This is a genomic window from Pseudonocardia sp., assembly GCF_050250275.1.
GTDB lineage: Bacteria > Actinomycetota > Actinomycetes > Mycobacteriales > Pseudonocardiaceae > Pseudonocardia.
The window spans coordinates 26,610-47,950 of record NZ_JBFWOY010000043.1 but is presented as its reverse complement, the minus strand read 5'-3'; the positions used below and the strand labels follow the sequence as shown (position 1 = coordinate 47,950).

Genomic DNA, 21,341 nt, shown 5'->3' with positions numbered 1-21,341 from the left:
GAGGCCGGTGACCCAGGCGGGCATCGAGCGGCCCGAGAGCAGGAAGTCGAGGCTGGAGGACACCGACCGCCGCTCCACGTAGCCGATGCCCAGCACCAGCAGGAAGTAGAAGGCGACGAGCAGGTAGTCGACGAGGTTGGCGTCGAGCCGTACGTCGGCGCTGGCCTGGGCGAGGAGGCTCGTCATGCCACCCTCCTCGCGGAGTGGCGTGGTCCGTGCCGTCCGCTTCGCATCATCGCGACTCCCGCGTGTCCGTCGATGTCCGGGAAACAGTTGTGCAGTGCAAGGTAGCGGCCTCGGACACAATCCAACAATTGTCGACGTAACGATCCGGCACTGATGCGCCGCGTGGGGCGGGATCGGTGACCCCTGCCACCTGCAGCGGGCCGAGGGCGTTGACGGCTGGGGGATCGCGTTGCATTCTGTGCGAACTCGTGCGGTGTCATCCTCCGGGGGAGGGATCGTGGGTCTGCTCGCGCAACAGCGGCGGGAGCTGATCCTCGAACAGGTCCGTGCCCGCGGCGCCGTCCGTGTCAGCGATCTCGCCGGCCACTTCGGCGTGTCCGACATGACCGTCCGCCGTGACCTGGATGTCCTTGCGCGCCAACGGCTCGTCGACAAGGTCCACGGCGGCGCCACCGCCGTCGGGGCGCCGAGCACCGAGGAGCCGGGCTTCGTCGTGAAGTCCCAGCGCCAGCTCGCCGAGAAGGAGGCCGTCGCCCGCGCCGCCGCCCGGCTGGTCGAACCCGGCTCGGCGATCGGCCTGTCCGCCGGCACGACGACGTGGGCGCTGGCCCGGCTGCTGGGCGACGTCCCGGGCCTGACGATCGTCACCAACTCGATGGCCGTCGCCGACGTCTTCCGCGCCGCCCCGCGGCCCGACCTGACCGTCATCCTCACCGGCGGCATCCGCACCCCGTCCGAGGCGCTGGTGGGGCCGGTGGCGGTGGCGTCGCTGCGCAGCCTCAACCTCGACGCGGTGTTCCTCGGCGTGCACGGCATGTCGGCCGCCGCCGGGTTCACCACACCCAACCTCACCGAGTCCGAGACCGACCGGGCGCTCGTCGAGGCCGGTCAGCGCCTCGTCGTCGTCGCCGACCACACGAAATGGGGGACAGTGGGCATCTCGACGATCGCGGCGCTCTCCGACGCCGACGTGCTCGTCACCGACGACGGACTCGCCGACGACGCCCGGGCGGTCCTCGCCGGGGAGGTCGACGAGCTGGTCGTCGCCCCCGTGAGCCGCCCGGCGCGCGGAGCCGACGCATGAGGCGCACCGACGGCACGCTCGCCGACGGCAGGCACATCATGTGGTTCGACGAGGACGGCACGCCCGAGCGCGACCCGGCGTCCCTGGTCGACCACCGCGACCTGCCGCACACGGTCTCGGCCTCACAGCTGCGCTACGACACCCTCGCCGGCGAGTGGGTGGCGGTGGCCTCCCACCGCCAGGACCGCACCTACCAGCCCCCCGCCGACCAGTGCCCCCTCGACCCCACCCACGGCGAGCACCACACCGAGATCCCGACCCCGGACTACCAGGTCGTCGTGTTCGAGAACCGCTTCCCGTCGTTCGGGGGCGGCGCCGCGCCCTCGGGCGCGACGCCCGACCCGGCGGCCGGACGCTGCGAGGTCGTCTGCTTCACCAGCGACCACGCGTCGTCGTTCGGGGAGCTGACCGTCGCGCGGGTGCGCCTGGTCGTCGACGTGTGGGCCGACCGCACCGCCGAGCTGGGGGCGCTCCCCGGTGTGGCGCAGGTGTTCCCGTTCGAGAACCGCGGCGCCGAGATCGGGGTGACCCTCGCCCACCCGCACGGCCAGATCTACGCCTACCCCTACGTGCCGCCGATCCCGGCGCGCATGCTCGACCGGGCCCGCGCCCACGAGGCCGCGACCGGCCGCAACCTCTTCGCCGACGTGCTGCGCGCCGAACGGGCGGGCGAACGTGTCGTCGCCGCGGGGCAGCACTGGACGGCGTTCGTCCCGGAGGCGGCGCGCTACCCGGTGGAGGTGCACCTCTACCCGCACCGGCAGGTCCCCGACATCCCCTCCCTCACCGCCGCCGAGCGCGACGAGTTCGCGCACGTCTACCTCGACGTCCTCGGCCGCCTCGACGCCCTCTACGGCGACCCGCTGCCCTACGTCGCCGGCTGGCAGCAGGCACCGGTCCGGCCGGAGCACGACGGCGACCGCGAGCTCGCCCACCTGCACCTGCGCATCTCCTCGATCCGCCGGGCGCCGGGCAAGCTCAAGTACCTCGCCGGGTCCGAGACGGGCGCGGGGGCGTTCGTGTCCGACGTCCTCGCCGAGTCCGTGGCGCAGCGGCTGCGGGACGTGCGGTGACGCCCGGCTTCTCCGACGTCTTCGGCGGCCGACCCGACGTCGTCTGGCACGCCCCCGGCCGGGTCAACCTGATCGGCGAGCACACCGACTACAACGACGGCTTCGTGCTGCCGTGGGCGCTCCCGCTCGGCGTCACGGCGGCCCTGCGGCGCAACGACTCCGGGGTGCTGCGGATGGTGTCGCGCCAGCACGGCGGCCCGGGCGGCGCCGTCGTGGAGGTCGCCGTCGCAGGGCTGGAACCCGGCTCGGTCGACGGCTGGGCCGGCTACCCGGCGGGGGTCGTGTGGCGGCTGCGCGAGGCCGGCCTGCTCGCCGGTCAGGGGTTCGACCTCGTCGTCGACGGCGACGTGCCCGCCGGGGCGGGGCTGTCGTCGTCGGCGGCGCTGGAGTGCGCCGTCGTGCGCGCGATCGACGACGTGCTCGGCCTCGGCCTGTCCGGTCCCGAGGCCGCCGCACACGCCCGCGGCGCGGAGAACGAGTTCGTCGGCGTGCCCAGCGGGGTCATGGACCAGATGGCGTCGCTGATGTGCGCCGAGGGCAGCGTGCTGTTCCTCGACACCCGGAGCATGGCCACCCGCCAGGTCCCCCTCGACCTCGACACCGGCGACGGCGGAGGGCTGACGCTGCTCCTCGTCGACACCAACGCCCCCCACCAGCTCGTCGACGGCGAGTACGCCGACCGCCAGCGTGCCTGCGCGAGGGCCGCCCGGGCCCTGGGGGTGGCGGCGCTGCGCGACATCCCGCCCGCCGGCCTCGACGCGGCGCTCGCCCGGCTGGACGAGGCGCTGGCCCGGCTCGACGCGGCCGCCGGCACCGGCCCCGGTGCCGACGCCGACGTCGTCCGCCGCCGGGTCCGCCACGTCGTCACCGAGAACGCGCGGGTGCTCGACGTCGTCGGGCTCCTCGACGCCGGTCGCCCCGGCGAGATCGGGCCGCTGCTCACCGACTCCCACGTGTCGCTGCGCGACGACTTCGAGGTGACCGTCCCCGAGCTGGACACCGCGGTCGAGGCCGCGCTGGGCGCGGGGGCGCTCGGCGCCCGGATGACCGGCGGCGGGTTCGGTGGCAGCGTCGTGATCCTCGCCCGGTCCGCCGACGCCGCCGCGGTCACCGACACCGTCGCCGCGGCCTTCGCCGCCCGCGGGTTCGCGCCGCCGCGGCCGGTGCCCGCCACCCCGTCGGCGGGGGCGCACCGGATCAGCGGCGGCTGAGCGCCGAGGACCGCGCGTCGAGCAGGCCCGCGTAGATCGACGCCAGCTCGCGCGCCCACCGCCCGGCCTCGAACCGGTCGAGGAACCGGCGGCGCGCGGCCGCCCCGAGCCGCTCGCGGCGCTGCGGGTCGGCCGCCAGCTCCGCGACGACCGCGGCGATCCGCGCGGCCTCCAACGGCACGAGGACACCGGTGTCGCGGGTGACGATCTCGGGGATGCCGCCGCTCGTGCTGGCGACGGCGGGGACCCCCGCGGCGAGGCCCTCGACGAGCGCGCGCGGCATCGCGTCGTTGCGGGTGGCGTGCACCATGACGTCGGCGGCCCGCAGCAGCGGCAGCCGGGCGGGGCTGGGGTGGAAGACGATCCGCGCGGCGAGCTCGTCGTCGCGGTCGACGCGCGACTCCAGCCAGGGCCGGAGAGGTCCGTCGCCGCCGAGCACGACGGTGACGGGCGCACTGTCGGGGAGCGCGGCGACGGCGTCGAGCAGCAGGTCCTGGCCCTTGCCGCGGCGCATCGGCGCGACCGACGCCACCAGCACCGTGCCGGGCGCGACGCCGAGGCGGTCGCGCAGCCGCTCCCGCTCGGCCGCGTCACCCGGCCCCGGGTCGGTGACGCCGTTGGGAAGTACGACGAGGTCGGCCGCGGCCCCCGCGTACCAGTCCCGCTGCAGCTGCGAGATCGCGATCGTGCGGGTGACGAACCGGCGGCGCGCGAGGAGCTTCGCGGCCCGCCTGGCCCGGTCGCCGACGTCCGCGGGCTGGGACTCGATGCGGTGCAGCGTCGACACCACCGGAAGCCTGAGCCGGGCCCCGGCCGCGCCCCCGACGACGTCGGCGTTGCCGACGTGGGTGTGCACGATGTCGACGCGGCGGCGGCGCAGCACCTCGATGGTGCGGGTCACCGCCCGCGGGTCCCAGGGGGCGCTGCCCAGATCCTCGACGGGCACGCCGAGGCGGTGCAGCTCGGCCGCGACGGGCGAGCGCGTCGCCGTCGAGATCGCGACGACGACCATCTCCATTCCGGCCGCGGGTGCCGCCCGGGCGAGGTCGACCAGACCGTTCTCGGGTTCGTCGGGATGCAGCGACGCGACGACATGGGCAACGCGCACGGGGCGGGCCTCCTGCTCCGGCCGGTCGGCACCCGGGCCGGGGGCGGCGACGCCCACGGTGCCACGTCGCTGTCACCCCGTCGGGTGATGTCCGTCGCGGACCCTACCGAGACCGCCGCGGCGGGGCAGGAACAGGCGTCGCCGACGTCGGGGACCGGCGGGGGAGCGGCCGCCGGGTCAGGCCGGGCGGCGGCGCCGGCGGCCTCTGGTGCCGGCGGCGGGAGTGGCCACCGAGCACGCGTCGCAGGGCTTCCCGTCGGGCGCCACGAGTGACGCCGGGGACACGACGTGGCCGCAGATCGCCTGGTAGCGGCCGGTGTCGGCGGCCGCGGTGCGGGTGAGCTCGGTGTCGGGGACGGCATGGGACCGGGAGTCGAGCCGGCACGTCACCGCGACCGTCACCACCGCAGACGGCACGCTTCCCGGCGCATCGCCGACCGCCGCCGTGGCGGCCGGGTCCACGCCCTGCCGCCGTCCCGCTCGACCCACTGCCACGTCCCGTCCGTTCCCGCCCCGGCCGGATTCCGGCCCGCTCGACGCACGCTATCGTTCCCGCCTCGACAGGTGTCTGCAAGGTCATCTGCACGTGCATCTGCACGCACGATCCGGCAGTCCGGCGCATCGGGGGACGAGTATGGCGACATCGGACACAGACCCGCACGGGATTCCCGGGGGCGCGGCATGGTTGCCCGCCACCGCCCTCCCCGACCTCGCGTGGCGCAAGGCCACCGCGAGCAACCCCAGTGGCGACTGCGTGGAGGTCGCCGTCTTGCCCGACGGCGACGTCGCCCTGCGCAACTCCCGGGCACCGCACGGTCCCGCGCTGGTCTACACCCGGGCCGAGCTCGCGGCGTTCGTCGCCGGCGTGCGCGGCGGGGAGTTCGACGACCTCGCTTCCTGACCCGCCCCCGGCGCAGCGCGCGGCCCCGGACCGGTGGTGCCGTTCGCCGACCCGCACTCCGTGGGCCGCTGCGGAGCGCGCACGCGTCGCTATGCTGCGTGACCGACCGTGCGTTCCCGGCGTCTGGAGCCTGTCCCGTGACCACACCCGGACCGCCGCCGCGGCTGCCCGATCCCGGCTACAGCGGCCCGACCGTCCTGCGCATCGTCCTGGGTACCCAGCTGCGCCGGATGCGTGAGGCCAACGGCGTCACCCGCGAACAGGCGGGCGACCACATCCGGGCCTCTCACGCCAAGATCAGCCGGCTCGAGCTCGGCCGGGTCGGGTTCAAGGAACGCGACATCGCCGACCTGCTCACCCTCTACGGCGTCACCGACCAGCGGGAGCGCGACGAGTTCATGGACCTCGTCACCCAGGCCAACGCGCCCGGCTGGTGGCAGCACTACGGCGACATGCTGCCCAGCTGGTTCGAGATGTACCTGCGGCTCGAACAGGCCGCCTCGGTGATCCGCACCTTCCAGGTCCAGTTCGTCCCCGGCCTGCTCCAGACCGAGGACTACGCCCGCTCGGTCATCGTCGCCGGGCACCAGGGCGAGTCCGTCGAGGACATCGACCGCCGCGTCCAGCTGCGCATGACCCGGCAGAAGCTGCTCACCGAGCCCGGCTCGCCGCGGCTGTGGGCGGTCGTCGACGAGGCGGCGCTGCGCCGGCCCTTCGGCCCGCCCCGCGTCATGCGCAGCCAGCTCGACCACCTGATGCGGATGGTCGAGATGCCCAACGTGTCGGTGCAGGTGCTGCCGTTCCGCTTCGGCGGGCACGCCGCCGCGGGCGGGCCCTTCACGATCCTGCGCTTCGCCGAGCCCGACCTGCCCGACATCGTCTACCTCGAACAGCTCACCAGCGCGGTCTACCTGGAGAAGCGCTCCGAGGTGGAGAGCTACCTCGCCGTCATGGAACGGGTGTGCGTGCAGGCCGAGACCCCGGCCCGCAGCGCCGAGATGCTGATGCGGATCCGCCAGGACCTCTGACGGGCCCGACGAGGGTGGCTCAGACCTTGCGGCCGACCCCGCCCGCGTACAGCGTGTGGACCGGGCTGTCGGCGGGTGTGGCCGCGTCGGGGCGCCAGTCGTTGGCGTAGACCAGACCCGGCTCGACCATCTCCAGCCCGTCGAAGAACCGGCGGATCTCCTCCCAGCCCCGGAACCGGCCGGTGCCCAGACCACCGTCGAGGAAGCCGCGCTCCAGTTTCGCCGCACGCGGCTCGTCGTCGTCGAGGAAGTGCGACAGCAGCATGTAGCCCCCGACCGGCAGCGCCTCGCGCAGCGTGCCGACGACGCCCCACGGGTCCTCCTCGTCGGCCAGGTGCTGCACGATGCCCGACAGCAGCAGCGCGTAGGGCCGCGACAGGTCGAGCAGGCCGGTCACCACCGGGTCGGCGAGGATCGCCGCCGGCTCACGCAGGTCGGCCGTGATCACGGCGGTGGTCGGGTCGCCCGCCAGCAGCGCCCGCCCGTGGGCGAGGACACCGGGATCGTTGTCGACGTAGACCACGCGCGTCGACGGGTCGACCGCGTGCGCGAGATCGTGGACGTTGCCCTCGGTGGGCAGCCCCGACCCGATGTCGAGGATCTGGCGGATGCCGGCCTCCTCGACCAGATGACGCACACCGCGCCGCAGCAGGTTGCGGTTGTCCTTCGCGATGACGGGTGCGTCGGGCAGGGCGTCCATGAAGCCCTGCGCGGCGCGGCGGTCGATCTCGAAATGCTGCTTGCCGCCCAGGACGTAGTCGTAGACACGCGCGATCGACGGCCTGCTCAGGTCGGGTGCCGGCGGGTCGTCCTGTGACGTCCCGCGTCCACCCGCCGGTCGATCGTTCACCACGTGCTCCTCGTGCGCTGCAACCGATGCCGGGCCGGACGGCCCGCCGGAGGCGTCGACCCTAGCGATGCCGGCGTCGCCGCGACCCGGGCGGGCAGGGCGTGTCGGCGGGCTCAGCCGGTCGTGGGACCGGCCCCGATCTCACCGTCGGGGTGCTGGGGCAGCCCGAACAACGGGAACAGGTTCGTGTCGAGGAAATGGCTGAACCCGACGATCCGGTCGTCCTGCACGTGCAGCACCTGGACGGAGAAGGGCTGGTGCAGCCCGTTCGGCCCACTCGGCCGGTACGCGGCGAACGCCGGCTGGCCGTTGGCCTCGAACGGCAGCAGCCGCGACCCGCGGCACTCCGCGCCGGGCCGGCCGTCGGCCATCCACATGATGATGTCGTCGCGGCCCCGCATCCACAGCGCGAACGGCGGCATGACCTGGACGGCGTCCTCGGCGATGAGCCCGACGAGCGCCTCCATGTCGAACGCCTCGAACGCCGCCACGTAGCGCTCCAGCAGCGCACGGTTCGCGTCGTTCATCGGGTCGGGCCGGTCGTCGGTGGTGTCGCGCGAGCCCATCGTGGCGCGCGCCCGCTGCAGGGCGCTGTTCACCGAGGCGACCGACGTGTCGAGCAGCTCCGCCGTCTCCGCGGCCGACCACGCCAGGACCTCGCGCAGGATCAGCACGGCGCGCTGGCGCGGCGGCAGGTACTGCAGGGCGGCGACGAACGCCAGCCGGATCGACTCGCGCGCCACCGCCGTCTCGGCCGGATCGGCCGCCGACGCCAGCACCCGCGAGTCGGCCATGGGCTCCACCCACGCCCGGGCGTTGAGCGGCTCGCCCAGCGCCTCGGCGACCGGCTCACCGGCGGCCGTGAGGTCCATGGGCAGCGCCCGACGGTTGCGCCCCTTCAACATGTCCAGGCAGACGTTCGTGGCGATCCGGTACATCCACGACCTCAGCGACGCCCGCCCGTCGAACCGGTCGAGCCCGCGCCACGCGCGGATCATGGTCTCCTGGACGGCGTCCTCGGCCTCGAACGCGGAGCCGAGCATCCGGTAGCTGTAGGCCGTGAGCTCGCGCCGGTGCTCCTCCAGGCGCGGATCGAGGCCACCGTGGGCCGCGGCGTCGGATGCCGCCGGCTGCATCGCCAGGTCGGTCATGGCTCGAACCCCCAGGTATCGGACACGGGCGCAGCACCGCCCGTGCGGACGTGGGGCCAGCATAGGGAGCCACACCGACAAGACGCCCGCGTCGAACGGCCGGGCGGCGGGACCGGGAGCGGCGGGCGGTGCGGGCCGCCCGGCGGCACCGCTCAGCAGGTCGGGTCGAACGAGGTCAGGTGGATCGTCGTGCCCACAGCGCCGTGCTCGATGCGGACCTCGCCCGACAACGCGCGCATCATCGAGAGCCCGAACCCACGGTGGGCGCAGCGCCGGGGGATGCCGTCCCAGTTCCCGCAGTCGTGCACGGTGCAGTCGAGGCGATGGGCGCCGGCGGCGGAGGAGAGCCGCGCGTCGAGACGGACCCCGTCGCAACGCTGCGCGCACCCGTGCTCGACCGCGTTGGAGACGGCCTCGTTGACGGCGAGGACGACGTCGGCCGCCGCCTCGGCGGGCCAGCCCGCGGCCGCGAGCCACCGGCCCAGGTTGCGGCGCACGGGTTCGAGCGAACCGGGGTCGCAGGGGACCGGCCACGACACCGCCCCTGCCCCCGTCATCGTGCCCCCACTCCTCCGATGTCGCCGTCCCGGGGCGCGGATACCCGTGGCCGGACCGGTGTCAAACCGCGGGGTCGCCGGCGCGCTCCAGGAGGCCGCGCAGCAGCGCGGCCTGGCCGGCGTGCTGGGCGTCGTCGTCGACCACGGACACGAGCCGCACGCCCAGCGTGACGGGCGGGTCCCAGCGCTCGTCGACGACCCGGTCCAGGTCGTCCTCGTCGACGGTGCGCAGGTACGCCATGGTGCGCTCGGTGACGGCGGCGAGGTAGCCGCGCAACAGCTCGGCCGAGGGCCGGACGGCCGCGACGTCGTCGGGGGTGTGCCCGTACCCGGTGGCGGTCGCGGCGTCGGGCAGCGGGAGGGCGAACCGGTCGGCCCAGCCGTCGGCCGTCCAGGCCTGCTCGGTCCCGGCGACCTCGCTGACGTGGTCGTCCTGGACCCGGACGAGGTGCCAGACCAGCCAGGCGACGGTGTTGGCCGTGGGGTCGGCGCGCCGGAACAGGACGGGGTCGGGGCCCGTCTCACCGATACCGTCGAGCACGGCACCGACGGTGTCGGGGATGCGGCCGAACGCCTCGGCGAGCAGGTCGGCTGGGGTCACGGGACAGCCTCCGGTGTGGACGACGCGGGTGCGGACCGGACGCTACGCACGCTCCGCCGAGCGCGCAGGCCCGCACGCCCGCGACCAGGGACGCAGGGCGTCGATCCTGGGCGAACGCGCCGGCGCGGAGGCCGTCCGCGCGGCGCCCGGACACCGACGCCTCCACGAGGCGCTGCGCACCCCCGGGCCCGACACGGCGCCGAGCCACCGGTTCGGCCCGCCGGGCCCCGGGGAGGACACTGTCCGGGGGAGGACACTGTCCGGGGGAGGACACTGACGTCGTGGACGACTCCGACCCCGAGCCCGATCCCGTCGCCGACGAGGGTGACGACGTCGGCGGTTCACCCGCGTGCTTCGCGCACCTGCTGTGCCCGGAGTGCGCCGCGGTCCCGGAGGCCGGCGCGACGGCATGCTGGCGCTGCGGCGCGGACCTGCCGCGCCGCGAGTAGACCTGGGCGCGGGCTCAGGCGCGGTACGGGACCCGCTGGCTGCGGCGGGCGATGTGCGACGCGGCGGCGGGCGACAGTCCACGACGGCGGTCGTCCCAGCTGCCGCGGTCGGGGACCTCGACCGGCGACCGGCCCGTGCCGGCCGCCGTGCACGACGTCGTGTGCACGTAGGAGTGGTTCCACACGATGCTGCCGTCACTTCGGGCGTGGTCGATGTGCGCCAGCGCGACATGCGGTTCGTGGGCGGCCACGTGGCCGTAGCAGCGCTCGCAGATGCGGATCATCGAAGGGTCTCCAGCGGCCGGGCCCGCGTCGCCGCGGACGTGTCGGGGAGGGTGCCGCGTCGACGTCGACGGTGGTGTCGGTCCACCCGTGCGGTGCGGGTCGGGACACCGCAGCCGGGTGAAGTGTCTCATTTCGAGACGAGTTCGCACTGTTGTCTGCGCCACGCGGGAAGATGCGCGGCCGCTGAACCGATCCGGACCCGTCCGCGGTTGCCGAGGGGGTCGCGGTCGGTCAAAGTACCCGGCGAGACGCATCGTGTTGAGCAGGCAGCATGCGCGCCGTTCCCACATGACGTCCGCCGGGAGTGACGATGAGTCCGATGACCAGTCCGGCACCAGGTGGTTTCGAGGTCCGGGCACACATCCCGGCGCCGGCGGTGGCCGTCCTGCGTCCAGAGGGCGAGCTCGACATGGTGACCGCCCCCGAACTCGTGCTCCGCGTCGAGTTCCACCTCGACCAGCAGCGCCACGTCGTGCTCGACCTGCGCGACGTCGAGCTGCTGACGTCGAACGCGCTGCAGGTCCTGCTCGGGGTCCACGACGCGGCTCAGCGCCGTGGGCTGCGGCTGCGGATCACCGGCACCGACCACGGCGCGGTCGCCCGCGTCCTCGCCCGGACGGGCCTGGACGCGGTGCTCCCGATCACCGGGCTCAGCACCGAGGAGGCCGTCGCCGCACTGGCGCACCCGCGTCCCGGCGCCCGCGGCTGACGGCAGGTGCGGGCGAGTCACCCGCTGTCGGGTGCGGCTCACCGGGCCACGCGCCGCGCCCGGCTCGCCGGGCGCCACGGCGCCCGCTCCGGGCCGCCCGGCGTTCCGGGGCCGTTGGTCCCTACCGGGCCGACCGGTCCCGGGTATGGACTCCCCGTCGGCAGCGGCGCCTGGTCGCTCGGGGGCACGTTCCTCACGTGGGGGAGCGGCGGAGCAGGTGCGCGCCGCCCGTCCCGGGACGTTCCCGGCAGCTCGTACAGGAGGACCCGTGCGCTCCCCCCACCCCGCCGTGACCCGTTCCGCGCCGACGCAGCTCACCCCCGCCGGGGCCGCCACCGCGGGCAGCGTGGCCGTGGCCTTCCACGGTGACGACGACGTGGTCGTGTCGGTGCGGGGGCCGCTCGACGCCGCCGCCGTCCGCCGCGCGACGCGGCTGCTCGCGGTCGTCGAGGTCGAGGGCGCCCGGCACGTCATCGTCGACGCGGTGGCCTCGCCCGACGCACCCGCGGCGCTGCGTGGCGCGCTGGACCCGTTGCGGACGCGGCTGCAGGCCCGCGGCGGCTGGCTGCTGGTGGAAGGCGCCGCGGCGGCCCCGCAGGAGCCCAGCCTGCTCGACGTCTTCGCGGCCTACACCGAGGCGACCCGGACCACCCCGGCGGCGGTCCCGGCCCCGCGCGCGGGGCTGCGCCGCACCTCGGTCCTCGCCGGCTGACCCGACCACGCCGTCGACGCGGCCGGCGCCGGGGCACGGCCGCGACGACGTCTCACGTCACTTCCCGGCGGCGAGCAGCGCGGCGCCGACGATCCCGGCCTCGTTGAGCAGTTCGGCGGGCACCATCTTCGTGTGGATGTCCACCTTCGACATCCACTTCGCCGACTTCTTGCTGACGCCACCGCCGACGACGATCAGGTCCGGCCACAGCAGCGCCTCGACGACGCCGTAGTAGCGGGTCAGCCGTTCGGCCCAGGCGTCCCAGTCGAGGTCGTCGCGCTCGCGGGCGGAGTCGGCGGCGCGCTTCTCGGCGTCGTGGCCGTCGATCTCCAGGTGGCCCAGCTCGGTGTTGGGCCACAGCTTCCCGTCGATGACCAGTGCCGACCCGATGCCGGTGCCCAGGGTGCTGACCAGCACGACGCCGGAGTTGCCCTTGGCCGCGCCGAAGCGGACCTCGGCCACACCGGCGGCGTCGGCGTCGTTGACGACCAGCGCGGTGCGGCCGGTGGCCTTCTTCATCAGCTCGTGGGCGTCGGTGCCGATCCAGCTGTGATCGATGTTCGCGGCGGTGCGCACGACGCCGTGCTGCACGACCGCGGGGAGTGTGCAGCCGAACTCGCGTTCCCAGCCGAAGTGGTCGAGCACCTTCGCGACGACCTCGGCGACGGCGTCGGGCGTGGCCGGCTGCGGCGTCGGGATGCGCAGCCGGTCGTCGGCCAGCTCGCCCTGGCGCAGGTCGACCGGGGCGCCCTTGATGCCCGAGCCGCCGATGTCGATGCCGAACCCGATGTGCTTGTCGTGCTTGGACTTGCTCGACATGTCAGGCTCCTCCGAGTGCCGCGGAGACCACGTCGCGGGCCTCCTCCTGGATGCGCGCCAGGTGCTCCGCGCCGCGGAAGCTCTCCGCGTAGATCTTGTAGACGTCCTCGGTGCCCGACGGGCGCGCGGCGAACCACCCGGACTCCGTCGTCACCTTCAGTCCGCCGATCGGCTCGCCGTTGCCGGGTGCGCTGGTGAGCCGCGCGGTGATCGGCTCGCCCGCGAGCTCGGTGGCGGTGACGTCCTCGGCCGCGAGCTTGCCCAGCCGGCTCTTCTGCTCGCGGGTCGCCGCCACGTCGGTGCGGGCGTAGGCGGGGTCGCCGAAGCGGCCCGTCAGCTCGCGGTAGTGCTCGCTGGGTGTCGCCCCGGTGACGGCGGTGATCTCCGAGGCGAGCAGCGCCAGGATGATGCCGTCCTTGTCGGTGGACCACGGCGAGCCGTCGAACCGCAGGAACGAGGCCCCCGCGCTCTCCTCGCCGCCGAAGCCGACGGACCCGTCGAGCAGGCCGGGCACGAACCACTTGAACCCGACCGGCACCTCCAGCAGCGTGCGGCCGAGGTCGGCGGTGACCCGGTCGATCATCGACGAGCTGACCGCGGTCTTGCCGACGGCGGCGCCCCCGGGCCAGCCGGGCCGGTGCGCGAACAGGTAGCCGATGGCGACCGACAGGTAGTGGTTCGGGTTCATCAGCCCGCCGTCGGCGGTGACGATGCCGTGCCGGTCGGAGTCGGCGTCGTTGCCGGTGGCGATGCGGTACTTGGGGTTCTCGGCCATGCGCGACACCAGCGACGCCATGGCGTACGGGGACGAGCAGTCCATCCGGATCCTGCCGTCCCAGTCCAGCGTCATGAACGCGAACCGCGGGTCGACGTCCGGGTTGACGACGGTCAGGTCGAGGCGGTGCCGGTCGGCGATCGCGGCCCAGTAGTCGACGGAGGCGCCGCCGAGGGGGTCGGCGCCGATGCGGACCCCGGCCTGGCGGACGGCGTCGAGGTCGACGACGGCGGGCAGCGCGTCGACGTAGGTGCCGAGGAAGTCGAACGGGCGCGTCCGCGCCCGTTCGAGCGGGACCCGCGCCACGCCCTTCAGGCCTGCTTCGAGCAGCTCGTTGGCGCGGTTCGCGATCCAGCCGGTGGCGTCGGTGCCGGCGGGTCCGCCGTGGGGCGGGTTGTACTTGAAGCCGCCGTCGGCGGGCGGGTTGTGCGAGGGGGTGACGACGACACCGTCGGCGAGGCCGGCGGTGCGGCCGCTGTTGTGGGTGAGGATCGCGAACGAGACGGCGGGGGTGGGGGTGTAGCGGCCGTCGGCGTCGACCAGCACGTCGACATCGTTGGCGGCGAACACCTCGACCGCGGTCGTCCACGCCGGCTCGGACAGCGCGTGGGTGTCGCGGCCCAGGTAGAGCGGGCCGTCGGTGCCCTGGGCGGTGCGGTACTCGACGATCGCCTGGCTCGTGGCGGCGATGTGGTCGTCGTTGAACGTGGTGAGCAGCGACGACCCGCGATGGCCGGAGGTGCCGAACGCGACGCGTTCGGCGACGACCGCCGGGTCGGGATGGCGGTCGCGGTAGGCGGTGAACAGCTCGTCGAGGTCGACGAGGTCCTCGGGGCGCGCGGGGGTGCCGGCGCGCGGGTGCGGGGCCTTGGGGCACAGCCTGCCGCATGCCGGCTGGCGCGCAAGTGGTGCGCGGCATCAGCCGCGCACCAGCCGGGGGAGCAGCGCCGACGCGATCGTGATCATCGCCGCCGCGGCGACGAGGAGGACCCCGAAGTCGAGCCACAGCCGTGCCGGGGTGCCGACGAGCAGCCCCCGCAGCGCCTCCACCTCGTAGCTGAGCGGGTTGACGTGGTTGACCACCTGCAGCCAACCCGGCATCAGCTCGACGGGATAGAGCGCGTTGGAGGCGAAGAACAGCGGCATCGTGATGGCCTGCCCGATGCCCATCAGCCGGTCCCGCGACAGCACGAGCCCGGCGATGGTGATGGACAGGCAGCAGAAGAAGGCCGATCCGAGCAGCAGCGCGGCGATCACACCGAGCCAGTGCAACGGGTCGGGCGACAACGACACCCCGAGGACGAGCGCGAGCACCAGGACGACGACCGCCTGCGCCACCGCCCGGATCCCTGCCGCGAACGCCTTGGCGGCGACGAGCGCGATCCGCGGCGTCGGCGTCACCAGCAGCTTGGACAGCACCCCGGCGTCGCGTTCCCAGATGATCTGGATGCCGTAGAAGATCGCGATGAACAGCGCCGACTGGGCGAGGATGCCGGGCGCGAGGTAGTCCAGGTACGGGGTGTCCCCGGTCGGGATCGCGTGGATGCGGGTGAACACCTGCCCGAACACGAGCAGCCACAGCGCGGGCTGGACGGCACGGGTGAGCAGCTCGGAGCGGTCGTGGCGCAGCCGCTGCAGCTCGACCAGGCACATCGTCGCGACGCGGCGGACCGCGATGGCGAGCGTCCCGAACGGGCCGGGGTCCTCAGCCGAGGCGGCCGGCGGTGCGACGGGCAGCACGGACATCGCGCAGTCCTCCGGATCGGTCGGCGAGGGTGTCGCCGGTGTGGCGGCGGAACACGTCGTCGAGGGTGGCGTCGGGTCCGATGGCGCCGCGCAGCTCGGCGGGCGTGCCCAGGGCGCGGATGCGGCCGCGGTGCATCAGCGCGATCCGGTCGCACTCGGCGTCGGCCTCTCCCATGGCGTGCGTGGTCACCAGGACGGTCATCCCGGTGGCCTCGCGGATCGCGGTGATGCGGTCCCACACGCCGTCGCGGGCGACGGGGTCGAGCCCGACGGTCGGCTCGTCGAGTACCAGTACCCGCGGTGCGCTGACCAGCGCCTGCGCGATCTCCAGGCGCCGCACCATGCCGCCGGAGTAGGTCTTGACCTGCTTGTCGGCGACGTCGAGCAGGTCGACGGCGGCGAGCACCGCGTCGACCTGGGTGGCGCGGTCGCGGCGCGGGACGTCGAAGAGCCGCGCGAAGAGGGCGACGTTCTCCCGGCCGGACAGGGTGCCGTCGGCCGAGAGCTGCTGCGGGACGTAGCCGAGCATCCGGCGCACGGCGCTGCGGCGGCGCGCGACGTCGACACCGAAGACCTCGATCGCCCCGGGCGGTGCCGGCAGCAACGTGGTGATCATGCGGATGGTGGTGGTCTTGCCGGCACCGTTGGGGCCCAGCAGGCCGAACACCTCACCGGGGTGCACCGTGAGGTCGAGTCCGTCGACGGCGACGGTGTCGCCGAACTCCTGACGCAGTCCGGTGCAGCGGACCGCGGGTGGCGGCGCGGTCATCGGGGCTCCTCGGCGATCGGGCCGTGCGGGTGGGGCTGGTCGGTCAGCAGCTCGGTGAGCCGGGCCAGCGCGGGCAGCGCCGCCGCCAGCGCGTCCTGGTCGGCGGGGCCGAGCCCGGCGATGCCGGCGGTGACGAGGGCACTGCGGGCGGCGCGCCAGCGGGCGAGCCGGGCCCGGGCCGCGTCGGTGAGCTGCAGCTGTGCGGCGCGGCGGTCGGCGGGGTCGGGGGTGCGTCGCAGCAGGTCGGCTGCGACGAGCTGGTTGACCAGGGTGCTGACGGTGTTGGCCGCCAGGTGCAGGCCGCGGGCCGCGGCGGCGACGCCGACGTCGGGGTCGGACTCGACGAGCTGCAGCAGCTCCAGCTGGGCGCCGCGCAGGAGCACGGGATCGGTCGACGTCTCGCGCACCCGGCGGCGGACGACCCGGCGCAGGCCCAGGACGGCTGCCATGAGCTCGTCGCCGCGGGGAGGGGTCACGCGGGCGACCTTACCTCCGTCACAGAGCTATTGCCGCGAGCACACGATCCCGAACCGCGTACCACCCACTACTGGTTGAGGACGACCAGCTGCACGACGACACCGCACGCGATCGACAGCACGCCGACCACGACGGCCGCGATCCACGCCCCACCCGCGCCGCGGGTCCGGCCGACGACGCCGAGGACGATCGCCGCCAGGCCCAGCGCCCACGCGGCGAGCGGCATGAACAGTCCGCCGATGACGCCCGCGATGCCGAGGATCGTGCCGGCCACGGCGAGGGTGTCGGACTGCGCGATGCCACGCTGCGGCTCGGCCTCGCTGGCTCGCCCGGTCCCACTCATCGCCTGCGCTCCTGCTCGTCGGTGTGCGTCGTGCTCGTCGGTGTGCGTCGTGCCCGTCGGTGTGCAGCGTGACCGTCGGTGTGCGTCGTGCCGGTCGGTGCGTGCCGTGGCCACGGTACCGACAGCGTTCACGTCCGCGGTGAGCCGGTATGGGAAGTTGTCACTTTCGAAAGTGGAAAGTATTCTCGCGGCATGACCGACGACCGGCACCGCGACCCCCGGGACGTGCTCGACGAGCTCGAACGCGCCGAGGCCGCCCCCTTCGTGATCCACCCCGCCACGCCCTGGTGGCACTTCCCGCTCATGGGCCTGTGGGCCGCCGCGATGGTCGGCGCGTTCACCTGGTGGCGGGAGAACGCCCTGCTGTTCGTGGCGGCGATGATCGCGCTCGTGGCGATCGAGGCCGGCTACCTCACGTGGCTCTCCCGCAGCCACGGCGCCCTGCCGATGCCCGGGCGCGCCACACCCCCGACGGAGCTCGTGCCCGTGTGGCGCGGCTACTTCCTCGGCGTCGCCGTCGTCGTGGCCGCGGTCGGGCTCCTGTGGTGGCTGCTCGGTGTCGCGGCCGCAGCCCTGACGACGTTCGTGCTGGTCACCGGCGGCCTCGCCGAGTACGACCGGCGCTACGAGCGGGCCGCCGCGCGGACCCGCGCCCGGCTGGGGATCGCGGGACGCTCGTGATCGAGGGCCTCGACCCCGCGATCCACACGCCGAAACGCCTCGCGGCCATGGCGGTGCTGGCCAACGCCCCCTCGGTCAGCTTCCGGTTCCTCAAGGACTTCATGCAGGTCAGCGACTCGGACCTGTCCAAGCACATGTCCGCGCTGGAACAGGCCGGCTACGTCAGCGTCCACAAGAGCGGCCGCGGCCGCGGCGCCACCACGACGTTCGCGCTCACCGCGCGGGGCCGCACCGCCTACACCGCGCACCGCGACGCACTGCGCGCGCTGCTCGACGGCCCCCACACGGTCTGAGGTCGCTCGGCTCGGCCGCTCACGAGGGCCGACGTGCGAGGACCTCGCCGTGCAGCAGGGCGAACCAACCGTCGGGATCGGATGCCCAGGCCTGCCAGCCCGCAGCCATCTCCGCCAGATCGCCCCGGTCGGCGATCCCGCGCTCGACGGCCTGCTCCGCCACCCTCGAGCCCGTGATCCGCTCGGCCCACGCGCCGCCCCACCACTGCCGCTCCTCGGGCGTGGCATAGCACCACACCGAGGCCGACGCCGTGACCTCGGCGAACCCCGCCCGGCGGGCCCACGCGTACAGCCTGCGCCCGGCGTCGGGCTCGGCGCCGTTGGACCGGGCGACCGCCCGGTAGGTCGCGAGCCAGGCATCGAGCCGCTCGTCGGCCGGGAACCACGTCATCGCCGCGTAGTCGGCGTCACGGACCGCGACGACCCCGCCGTCGGCCAGCACCGAGCCCATCGCCCGCAACGCCGCGACCGGGTCGGTGAGGTGCTGCAGCACCTGGTGGGCGTGCACGACGTCGTACCGGCCCGCCGCCGGGTCCAGCCGGTACACGTCGGCGACCTCGAACCGCAGCGTCGGGATACCCGCGCCCGTCGCGCGCGCCTCGGCGAGCGGGTCCTCCACCGGTTCGATGCCGACGACCGGTCCCGGCGCGACGAGCCGCGCCAGGTCGGCCGTGATCGTCCCCGGGCCGCTGCCGACGTCGAGCAGCGACAGGCCCGGCCGCAGGTGGGGGAGCAGGTAGGCGGCCGAGTTGGCCGCGGTCCGGTTGCGATGCGAGCGCAGGACGCTGTCGGCGTGGCCGTGGGTGTACACGTCCGGGGTCTCAGGCACGAGCACCCACCTCCTGGTCCAGCGCCGTCCGCATCGGACCGACCGGGCCCGGCCGCCCCGTCATCAGGGTCACCTGCTCGACTGCCTGGTGCAGCAGCATCGACAGCCCACTCACCACGCGGCAGCCCGCCGCGGCCGCCGACGCGGCGAACGGGGTCGGCCAGCCCGCGTACACGGCGTCCAGGACGGCCGTCGACGCCGACCACCGCGTCCCGACCAGCACGTCCGCCGCGCCGTGGGGCAGCGTCGAGATCACCACCCCCGCACCGGAGAGGGCGCGGGCCGCGTCGGCGGGATCGGCCAGATCGGCCCGGACGTCCGGGGTGACACCCAGCCGCTGCGCCGCCTCGCGCAACGCCGCGGCCCGGCCGGTGTCGCGCACCAGCACCCGCGGCGCCGGGTCGCCCAGCTCGCGCAGCGCCGCGAGCGCAGCCCGGGCCGTGCCGCCCGCGCCCAGGACGACCGCGTCCCGCGCCGTCGCCACCCCCGCCTCCCGCAGCGCCTCGACGATCCCGGCCACGTCGGTGTTGTCGGCGAACCGCCCCTGCGGGCCGAACACCAGCGTGTTCGCCGCCCCGGTGGCCGTGGCCAGCGCCGACACGCGGTCGGCGACGTCGATCGCGACCCGCTTGAGCGGCATCGTCAGCGACAGCCCCGCCCACGAGCCGTCCAGGTCGTCGACGAAACCGGGCAGCCCCGCCTCGTCGCACTCGTGCAGGCCGTAGTGCCAGCCGTCCAGACCCAGCGCGTCGTAGGCGGCCCGGTGCAGGACCGGCGACAGCGAGTGCGCGACCGGGGAGCCGAGCACGGCCGCGCGTCTCCTCGATCCCGGGCGGGTCGGTTCCGGGCGGGTCGGTTCCGCAGGCATGGCCGCAGTATGCGCACCGCGCCCGGCACCCCTGATCAGTACCCCTGCGGCGGGCCCCAGCTGCGGAACCGCTCCACGGTGACCGTGCCGGCCGCGCCGTCGGCCGCGCCCGCGTCCCCACGCGTCGCGAACCGCCGCGCCCCGTACTCGACGCCCGCGAGCGTCATCGCGGACTCCGAACAGCCCATGCCGTACTTGGCGCGGACCCGCTCGTCGGCCAGCGTCATGGCCTCGCGGGTACGCGCGACGAAGTCGTCGAGCGTGTACTCGGCGCCCGCCTCGAAGTAGTCCTTGACGATCAGCGACGGCGAGTAGAACGACTGCGTCGACCCGTCCGGCCAGCGGACGTCGAACACAACATCGGGCACGGCTCTCCTCGAGGTGCGCGGGGTCGGGGACGTGACCGGCGACGTCGGCGATCACGCACAGGTTAGTCCCCGGCCCGCCCCGGCGGTTCCGCCCGCAGCCCGGCCCGGGACACTGCCCCCGTGAGATCGGGATCGACGGTGCTCGTGCTCGGTGGCCGCAGCGAGATCGGGGTGGCCGTCGCGGAACGGCTGTCGGCCGCCGGAGCGGGCACGGTCGTGCTCGCCGCGCGCCGCGCCCACGACCTCGACGACGAGGAACGCCGCGTCCGCGCCGGTGGCGCCGAGGTCGAACGGGTCGAGTTCGACGCCGACGACCTGGCGTCGCACCGGCCGCTGCTCGACGACCTCGTCGCCCGCCACGGCCGCCTCGACACCGTGATCGTCGCCTTCGGCATCCTCGGCCGGCAGGACCGCGCCGAGGCCGACGCCGCCCACGCCGTCGAGATCGTGCACACCGACTACGTCGCCCACGTCCACGTGCTCACCCATCTGGCGCAAGTGCTGCGGGCGCAGGGCAACGGCACGCTCGTCGTGTACTCCTCCGTCGCGGGGTGGCGGGTCCGCCGGGCGAACTACGTCTACGGCTCGGCCAAGGCGGGCCTCGACGGCTTCGCGAGCGGGATGGCCGACGCCCTGCACGGCAGCGGGGTGCGGACCCTGCTGGTGCGGCCCGGGTTCGTCGTCGGCCGGATGACCGCGGGGATGACGCCCGCGCCCCTGTCGAGCACCCCCGAGCAGGTGGCCGACGCGACGGTCGCCGCGCTGCGCAAGGGCCGTCGTGAGCTCTGGGTCCCGGCGGTGCTGCGGCCGGTGTTCTTCGGGATGCGGCTGCTGCCCCGCGCGGTGTGGCGCCGCATCCCGCGCTGACCTGCCCTGCCTGCTGTTCGGGCGCAACCTGAGGGTCGTGTGGGCGGCGCGGGTGCAGCGGTGAGGTTGCGCGCTGCTGTTCGGGCGCAACCTGAGGGTCGTGCGGGCGGCCGGAGTGGGGCAGTGAGGTTGCGCGCGGGTGTTCGGGCGCAACCTGACGGTCGCACCGGCGGCGGAGTGGGGCAGTGAGGTTGCGCGCGGGTGTCGTCAGCCGGCGGACGGCGGGGCGTCGGTGACAGGCGCGGCGGCGTGCGGTGTGGCGGCCGGAGGGGTCGCGGGCGGGGCGGTCGCGGGCGCCGGGGAGTCGGCGCGCAGCTCGGCCTTCAGGATGCGCGTCGACTGGCCGAGGCTGCGGGCGGCGTCGGGGAGCCGCTTCGCGCCGAAGAGCAGGACCGCGACCCCGAGGACGATCAGCCAGTGCCACCAGCTCAGCTCACCCATACCTGTCAGTGTGCCTCCCGCGGTGAATCCACCCGGCATCGGCTCCACAATTCTCAGCCGCTTCTCAGGCCATTCGTCCGCAGTACCGGAAATGGTCCGGAGAATAGTGCCGACAGGTCCGGAAAAGGTGCTGTGAGCGATGGAGTCCGTTTCCGGGAGT

The 21,341-nt window shown here is 74.5% G+C and carries 28 protein-coding genes and 1 pseudogene; 11 read left to right on the top strand and 18 right to left on the bottom strand.

Translation table 11 applies throughout. The annotated features are described in order from the left end of the window. Positions 1-186: pseudogene (locus AB7F12_RS28665) on the bottom strand (Na+/galactose cotransporter); the annotation flags it as partial. A 283-nt stretch (positions 187-469) separates the two neighbouring features. Between AB7F12_RS28665 and AB7F12_RS28660 the strand changes: the two are divergent. The 3 genes from AB7F12_RS28660 to galK are packed head-to-tail and all read left to right on the top strand — an operon-like array spanning position 470 to position 3,554. Further along, positions 470-1,270, top strand: coding sequence for a DeoR/GlpR family DNA-binding transcription regulator (locus AB7F12_RS28660; protein WP_428498352.1), 801 nt, complete (start codon positions 470-472; stop codon positions 1,268-1,270). Continuing rightward, entirely contained in the window at positions 1,267-2,343 is a 1,077-nt protein-coding gene (gene galT, locus AB7F12_RS28655) for a galactose-1-phosphate uridylyltransferase (protein ID WP_428498298.1), read from the top strand. Before AB7F12_RS28660 ends, galT begins: the two co-directional genes overlap by 4 nt. Next, the gene (gene galK / locus AB7F12_RS28650; RefSeq protein WP_428498299.1) at positions 2,340-3,554 is read left to right on the top strand and encodes a galactokinase; all 1,215 of its coding nucleotides are present in this window, start codon (positions 2,340-2,342) and stop codon (positions 3,552-3,554) included. Before galT ends, galK begins: the two co-directional genes overlap by 4 nt. Here galK and AB7F12_RS28645 read toward each other — a convergent pair. Further along, positions 3,541-4,719: a glycosyltransferase family 4 protein gene (locus AB7F12_RS28645; protein ID WP_428498300.1), complete on the bottom strand. Its 1,179-nt coding sequence runs from the start codon at positions 4,717-4,719 to the stop codon at positions 3,541-3,543. The two genes, galK and AB7F12_RS28645, sit on opposite strands and share 14 nt — an antisense overlap. A 120-nt stretch (positions 4,720-4,839) precedes the next feature. Beyond that, positions 4,840-5,064, bottom strand: a complete 225-nt coding sequence (locus AB7F12_RS28640; RefSeq protein WP_428498301.1) for a hypothetical protein — start codon at positions 5,062-5,064, stop codon at positions 4,840-4,842. Between the two features lie 232 nt (positions 5,065-5,296). On the opposite strand from AB7F12_RS28640, the gene AB7F12_RS28635 reads away from it, so the two are divergent. Further along, complete coding sequence (locus tag AB7F12_RS28635; RefSeq protein WP_428498302.1) at positions 5,297-5,563, top strand: DUF397 domain-containing protein; 267 nt, start codon at positions 5,297-5,299, stop codon at positions 5,561-5,563. 137 nt (positions 5,564-5,700) lie between these two features. Then, complete coding sequence (locus tag AB7F12_RS28630) at positions 5,701-6,591, top strand: helix-turn-helix domain-containing protein (protein WP_428498303.1); 891 nt, start codon at positions 5,701-5,703, stop codon at positions 6,589-6,591. A 19-nt stretch (positions 6,592-6,610) separates the two neighbouring features. Here AB7F12_RS28630 and AB7F12_RS28625 read toward each other — a convergent pair whose 3' ends face one another. The 4 genes from AB7F12_RS28625 to AB7F12_RS28610 all read right to left on the bottom strand — a co-directional run bounded on the left by AB7F12_RS28625 (position 6,611) and on the right by AB7F12_RS28610 (position 9,750). Then, the gene (locus AB7F12_RS28625) at positions 6,611-7,441 is read right to left on the bottom strand and encodes an SAM-dependent methyltransferase (protein ID WP_428498304.1); all 831 of its coding nucleotides are present in this window, start codon (positions 7,439-7,441) and stop codon (positions 6,611-6,613) included. Positions 7,442-7,554: 113 nt separating this feature from the next. After that, positions 7,555-8,592, bottom strand: coding sequence for a sigma-70 family RNA polymerase sigma factor (locus AB7F12_RS28620; RefSeq protein WP_428498305.1), 1,038 nt, complete (start codon positions 8,590-8,592; stop codon positions 7,555-7,557). A 152-nt stretch (positions 8,593-8,744) separates the two neighbouring features. Next, complete coding sequence (locus AB7F12_RS28615) at positions 8,745-9,149, bottom strand: ATP-binding protein (RefSeq protein WP_428498306.1); 405 nt, start codon at positions 9,147-9,149, stop codon at positions 8,745-8,747. Positions 9,150-9,210: 61 nt separating this feature from the next. Beyond that, a complete protein-coding gene (locus AB7F12_RS28610; RefSeq protein WP_428498307.1) occupies positions 9,211-9,750 on the bottom strand; it encodes a mycothiol transferase in 540 nt (179 codons plus the stop codon). Positions 9,751-10,031: 281 nt separating this feature from the next. Here AB7F12_RS28610 and AB7F12_RS28605 point away from each other — a divergent pair, with 281 nt between their 5' ends. Next, positions 10,032-10,199, top strand: coding sequence for a hypothetical protein (locus AB7F12_RS28605; protein WP_428498308.1), 168 nt, complete (start codon positions 10,032-10,034; stop codon positions 10,197-10,199). Positions 10,200-10,213: 14 nt separating this feature from the next. Here AB7F12_RS28605 and AB7F12_RS28600 read toward each other — a convergent pair whose 3' ends face one another. Continuing rightward, positions 10,214-10,483 carry a hypothetical protein gene (locus AB7F12_RS28600; RefSeq protein ID WP_428498309.1) on the bottom strand — a complete coding sequence of 90 codons (270 nt, stop codon included), beginning with the start codon at positions 10,481-10,483 and terminating at the stop codon, positions 10,214-10,216. Between the two features lie 320 nt (positions 10,484-10,803). On the opposite strand from AB7F12_RS28600, the gene AB7F12_RS28595 reads away from it, so the two are divergent. Then, the gene (locus AB7F12_RS28595; RefSeq protein WP_428498310.1) at positions 10,804-11,193 is read left to right on the top strand and encodes an STAS domain-containing protein; all 390 of its coding nucleotides are present in this window, start codon (positions 10,804-10,806) and stop codon (positions 11,191-11,193) included. Between the two features lie 268 nt (positions 11,194-11,461). Next, positions 11,462-11,905, top strand: coding sequence for a hypothetical protein (locus AB7F12_RS28590; protein WP_428498311.1), 444 nt, complete (start codon positions 11,462-11,464; stop codon positions 11,903-11,905). 57 nt (positions 11,906-11,962) lie between these two features. On the opposite strand, the gene ppgK is transcribed toward AB7F12_RS28590, so the two are convergent. The 6 genes from ppgK to AB7F12_RS28560 all read right to left on the bottom strand — a co-directional run bounded on the left by ppgK (position 11,963) and on the right by AB7F12_RS28560 (position 16,834). Then, positions 11,963-12,724, bottom strand: a complete 762-nt coding sequence (gene ppgK / locus AB7F12_RS28585) for a polyphosphate--glucose phosphotransferase (protein ID WP_428498312.1) — start codon at positions 12,722-12,724, stop codon at positions 11,963-11,965. Position 12,725: 1 nt separating this feature from the next. After that, positions 12,726-14,378, bottom strand: coding sequence for a phosphoglucomutase (alpha-D-glucose-1,6-bisphosphate-dependent) (gene pgm / locus AB7F12_RS28580; RefSeq protein ID WP_428498353.1), 1,653 nt, complete (start codon positions 14,376-14,378; stop codon positions 12,726-12,728). A 39-nt stretch (positions 14,379-14,417) separates the two neighbouring features. Next, on the bottom strand, positions 14,418-15,245 hold the full coding sequence (locus AB7F12_RS28575) for an ABC transporter permease (protein ID WP_428498313.1): 828 nt from the start codon (positions 15,243-15,245) through the stop codon (positions 14,418-14,420). Further along, positions 15,205-16,014 carry an ABC transporter ATP-binding protein gene (locus AB7F12_RS28570; RefSeq protein ID WP_428498314.1) on the bottom strand — a complete coding sequence of 270 codons (810 nt, stop codon included), beginning with the start codon at positions 16,012-16,014 and terminating at the stop codon, positions 15,205-15,207. Before AB7F12_RS28570 ends, AB7F12_RS28575 begins: the two co-directional genes overlap by 41 nt. Next, the gene (locus tag AB7F12_RS28565; protein ID WP_428498315.1) at positions 16,011-16,490 is read right to left on the bottom strand and encodes a MarR family winged helix-turn-helix transcriptional regulator; all 480 of its coding nucleotides are present in this window, start codon (positions 16,488-16,490) and stop codon (positions 16,011-16,013) included. The genes AB7F12_RS28570 and AB7F12_RS28565 overlap by 4 nt, the downstream gene beginning before the upstream one ends. Before the next feature lie 68 nt (positions 16,491-16,558). After that, positions 16,559-16,834, bottom strand: a complete 276-nt coding sequence (locus AB7F12_RS28560; protein WP_428498316.1) for a hypothetical protein — start codon at positions 16,832-16,834, stop codon at positions 16,559-16,561. Positions 16,835-17,026: 192 nt separating this feature from the next. Here AB7F12_RS28560 and AB7F12_RS28555 point away from each other — a divergent pair, with 192 nt between their 5' ends. Together AB7F12_RS28555 and AB7F12_RS28550 are read left to right on the top strand one after the other, a co-directional pair. After that, positions 17,027-17,515 (top strand): hypothetical protein, encoded by a 489-nt coding sequence (locus AB7F12_RS28555; protein WP_428498317.1) that lies wholly within the window; start codon positions 17,027-17,029, stop codon positions 17,513-17,515. Next, the gene (locus tag AB7F12_RS28550; RefSeq protein WP_428498318.1) at positions 17,512-17,808 is read left to right on the top strand and encodes a transcriptional regulator; all 297 of its coding nucleotides are present in this window, start codon (positions 17,512-17,514) and stop codon (positions 17,806-17,808) included. The genes AB7F12_RS28555 and AB7F12_RS28550 overlap by 4 nt, the downstream gene beginning before the upstream one ends. Positions 17,809-17,827: 19 nt before the next feature. Here AB7F12_RS28550 and AB7F12_RS28545 read toward each other — a convergent pair whose 3' ends face one another. The 3 genes from AB7F12_RS28545 to AB7F12_RS28535 are packed head-to-tail and all read right to left on the bottom strand — an operon-like array spanning position 17,828 to position 19,873. Continuing rightward, the gene (locus AB7F12_RS28545) at positions 17,828-18,637 is read right to left on the bottom strand and encodes a methyltransferase domain-containing protein (protein WP_428498319.1); all 810 of its coding nucleotides are present in this window, start codon (positions 18,635-18,637) and stop codon (positions 17,828-17,830) included. After that, positions 18,630-19,505 carry a shikimate dehydrogenase gene (locus AB7F12_RS28540; protein ID WP_428498320.1) on the bottom strand — a complete coding sequence of 292 codons (876 nt, stop codon included), beginning with the start codon at positions 19,503-19,505 and terminating at the stop codon, positions 18,630-18,632. Before AB7F12_RS28540 ends, AB7F12_RS28545 begins: the two co-directional genes overlap by 8 nt. A gap of 35 nt (positions 19,506-19,540) precedes the next feature. Further along, on the bottom strand, positions 19,541-19,873 hold the full coding sequence (locus tag AB7F12_RS28535) for an MSMEG_0570 family nitrogen starvation response protein (protein ID WP_428498321.1): 333 nt from the start codon (positions 19,871-19,873) through the stop codon (positions 19,541-19,543). Positions 19,874-20,011: 138 nt separating this feature from the next. Between AB7F12_RS28535 and AB7F12_RS28530 the strand changes: the two genes are divergently transcribed. Further along, a complete protein-coding gene (locus tag AB7F12_RS28530; protein ID WP_428498354.1) occupies positions 20,012-20,740 on the top strand; it encodes an SDR family NAD(P)-dependent oxidoreductase in 729 nt (242 codons plus the stop codon). Between the two features lie 207 nt (positions 20,741-20,947). On the opposite strand, the gene tatA is transcribed toward AB7F12_RS28530, so the two are convergent. Then, the gene (tatA, locus tag AB7F12_RS28525) at positions 20,948-21,181 is read right to left on the bottom strand and encodes a Sec-independent protein translocase subunit TatA (RefSeq protein WP_428498322.1); all 234 of its coding nucleotides are present in this window, start codon (positions 21,179-21,181) and stop codon (positions 20,948-20,950) included. Between the last annotated feature and the right edge of the window lie 160 nt (positions 21,182-21,341).

What these genes read in the sequence shown, in the direction of transcription:
- galT (WP_428498298.1), top strand. Translation starts at nt 1,267, where the DNA reads ATGAGGCGCACCGACGGCACGCTCGCCGACGGCAGGCACATCATGTGG.
- AB7F12_RS28635 (WP_428498302.1), top strand. Translation starts at nt 5,297, where the DNA reads ATGGCGACATCGGACACAGACCCGCACGGGATTCCCGGGGGCGCGGCA.
- AB7F12_RS28620 (WP_428498305.1), bottom strand. Translation starts at nt 8,592, where the DNA reads ATGACCGACCTGGCGATGCAGCCGGCGGCATCCGACGCCGCGGCCCAC.
- AB7F12_RS28615 (WP_428498306.1), bottom strand. Translation starts at nt 9,149, where the DNA reads ATGACGGGGGCAGGGGCGGTGTCGTGGCCGGTCCCCTGCGACCCCGGT.
- AB7F12_RS28600 (WP_428498309.1), bottom strand. Translation starts at nt 10,483, where the DNA reads ATGATCCGCATCTGCGAGCGCTGCTACGGCCACGTGGCCGCCCACGAA.
- AB7F12_RS28595 (WP_428498310.1), top strand. Translation starts at nt 10,804, where the DNA reads ATGACCAGTCCGGCACCAGGTGGTTTCGAGGTCCGGGCACACATCCCG.
- ppgK (WP_428498312.1), bottom strand. Translation starts at nt 12,724, where the DNA reads ATGTCGAGCAAGTCCAAGCACGACAAGCACATCGGGTTCGGCATCGAC.
- AB7F12_RS28575 (WP_428498313.1), bottom strand. Translation starts at nt 15,245, where the DNA reads ATGTCCGTGCTGCCCGTCGCACCGCCGGCCGCCTCGGCTGAGGACCCC.
- AB7F12_RS28570 (WP_428498314.1), bottom strand. Translation starts at nt 16,014, where the DNA reads ATGACCGCGCCGCCACCCGCGGTCCGCTGCACCGGACTGCGTCAGGAG.
- AB7F12_RS28560 (WP_428498316.1), bottom strand. Translation starts at nt 16,834, where the DNA reads ATGAGTGGGACCGGGCGAGCCAGCGAGGCCGAGCCGCAGCGTGGCATC.
- AB7F12_RS28555 (WP_428498317.1), top strand. Translation starts at nt 17,027, where the DNA reads ATGACCGACGACCGGCACCGCGACCCCCGGGACGTGCTCGACGAGCTC.
- AB7F12_RS28540 (WP_428498320.1), bottom strand. Translation starts at nt 19,505, where the DNA reads ATGCCTGCGGAACCGACCCGCCCGGAACCGACCCGCCCGGGATCGAGG.
- tatA (WP_428498322.1), bottom strand. Translation starts at nt 21,181, where the DNA reads ATGGGTGAGCTGAGCTGGTGGCACTGGCTGATCGTCCTCGGGGTCGCG.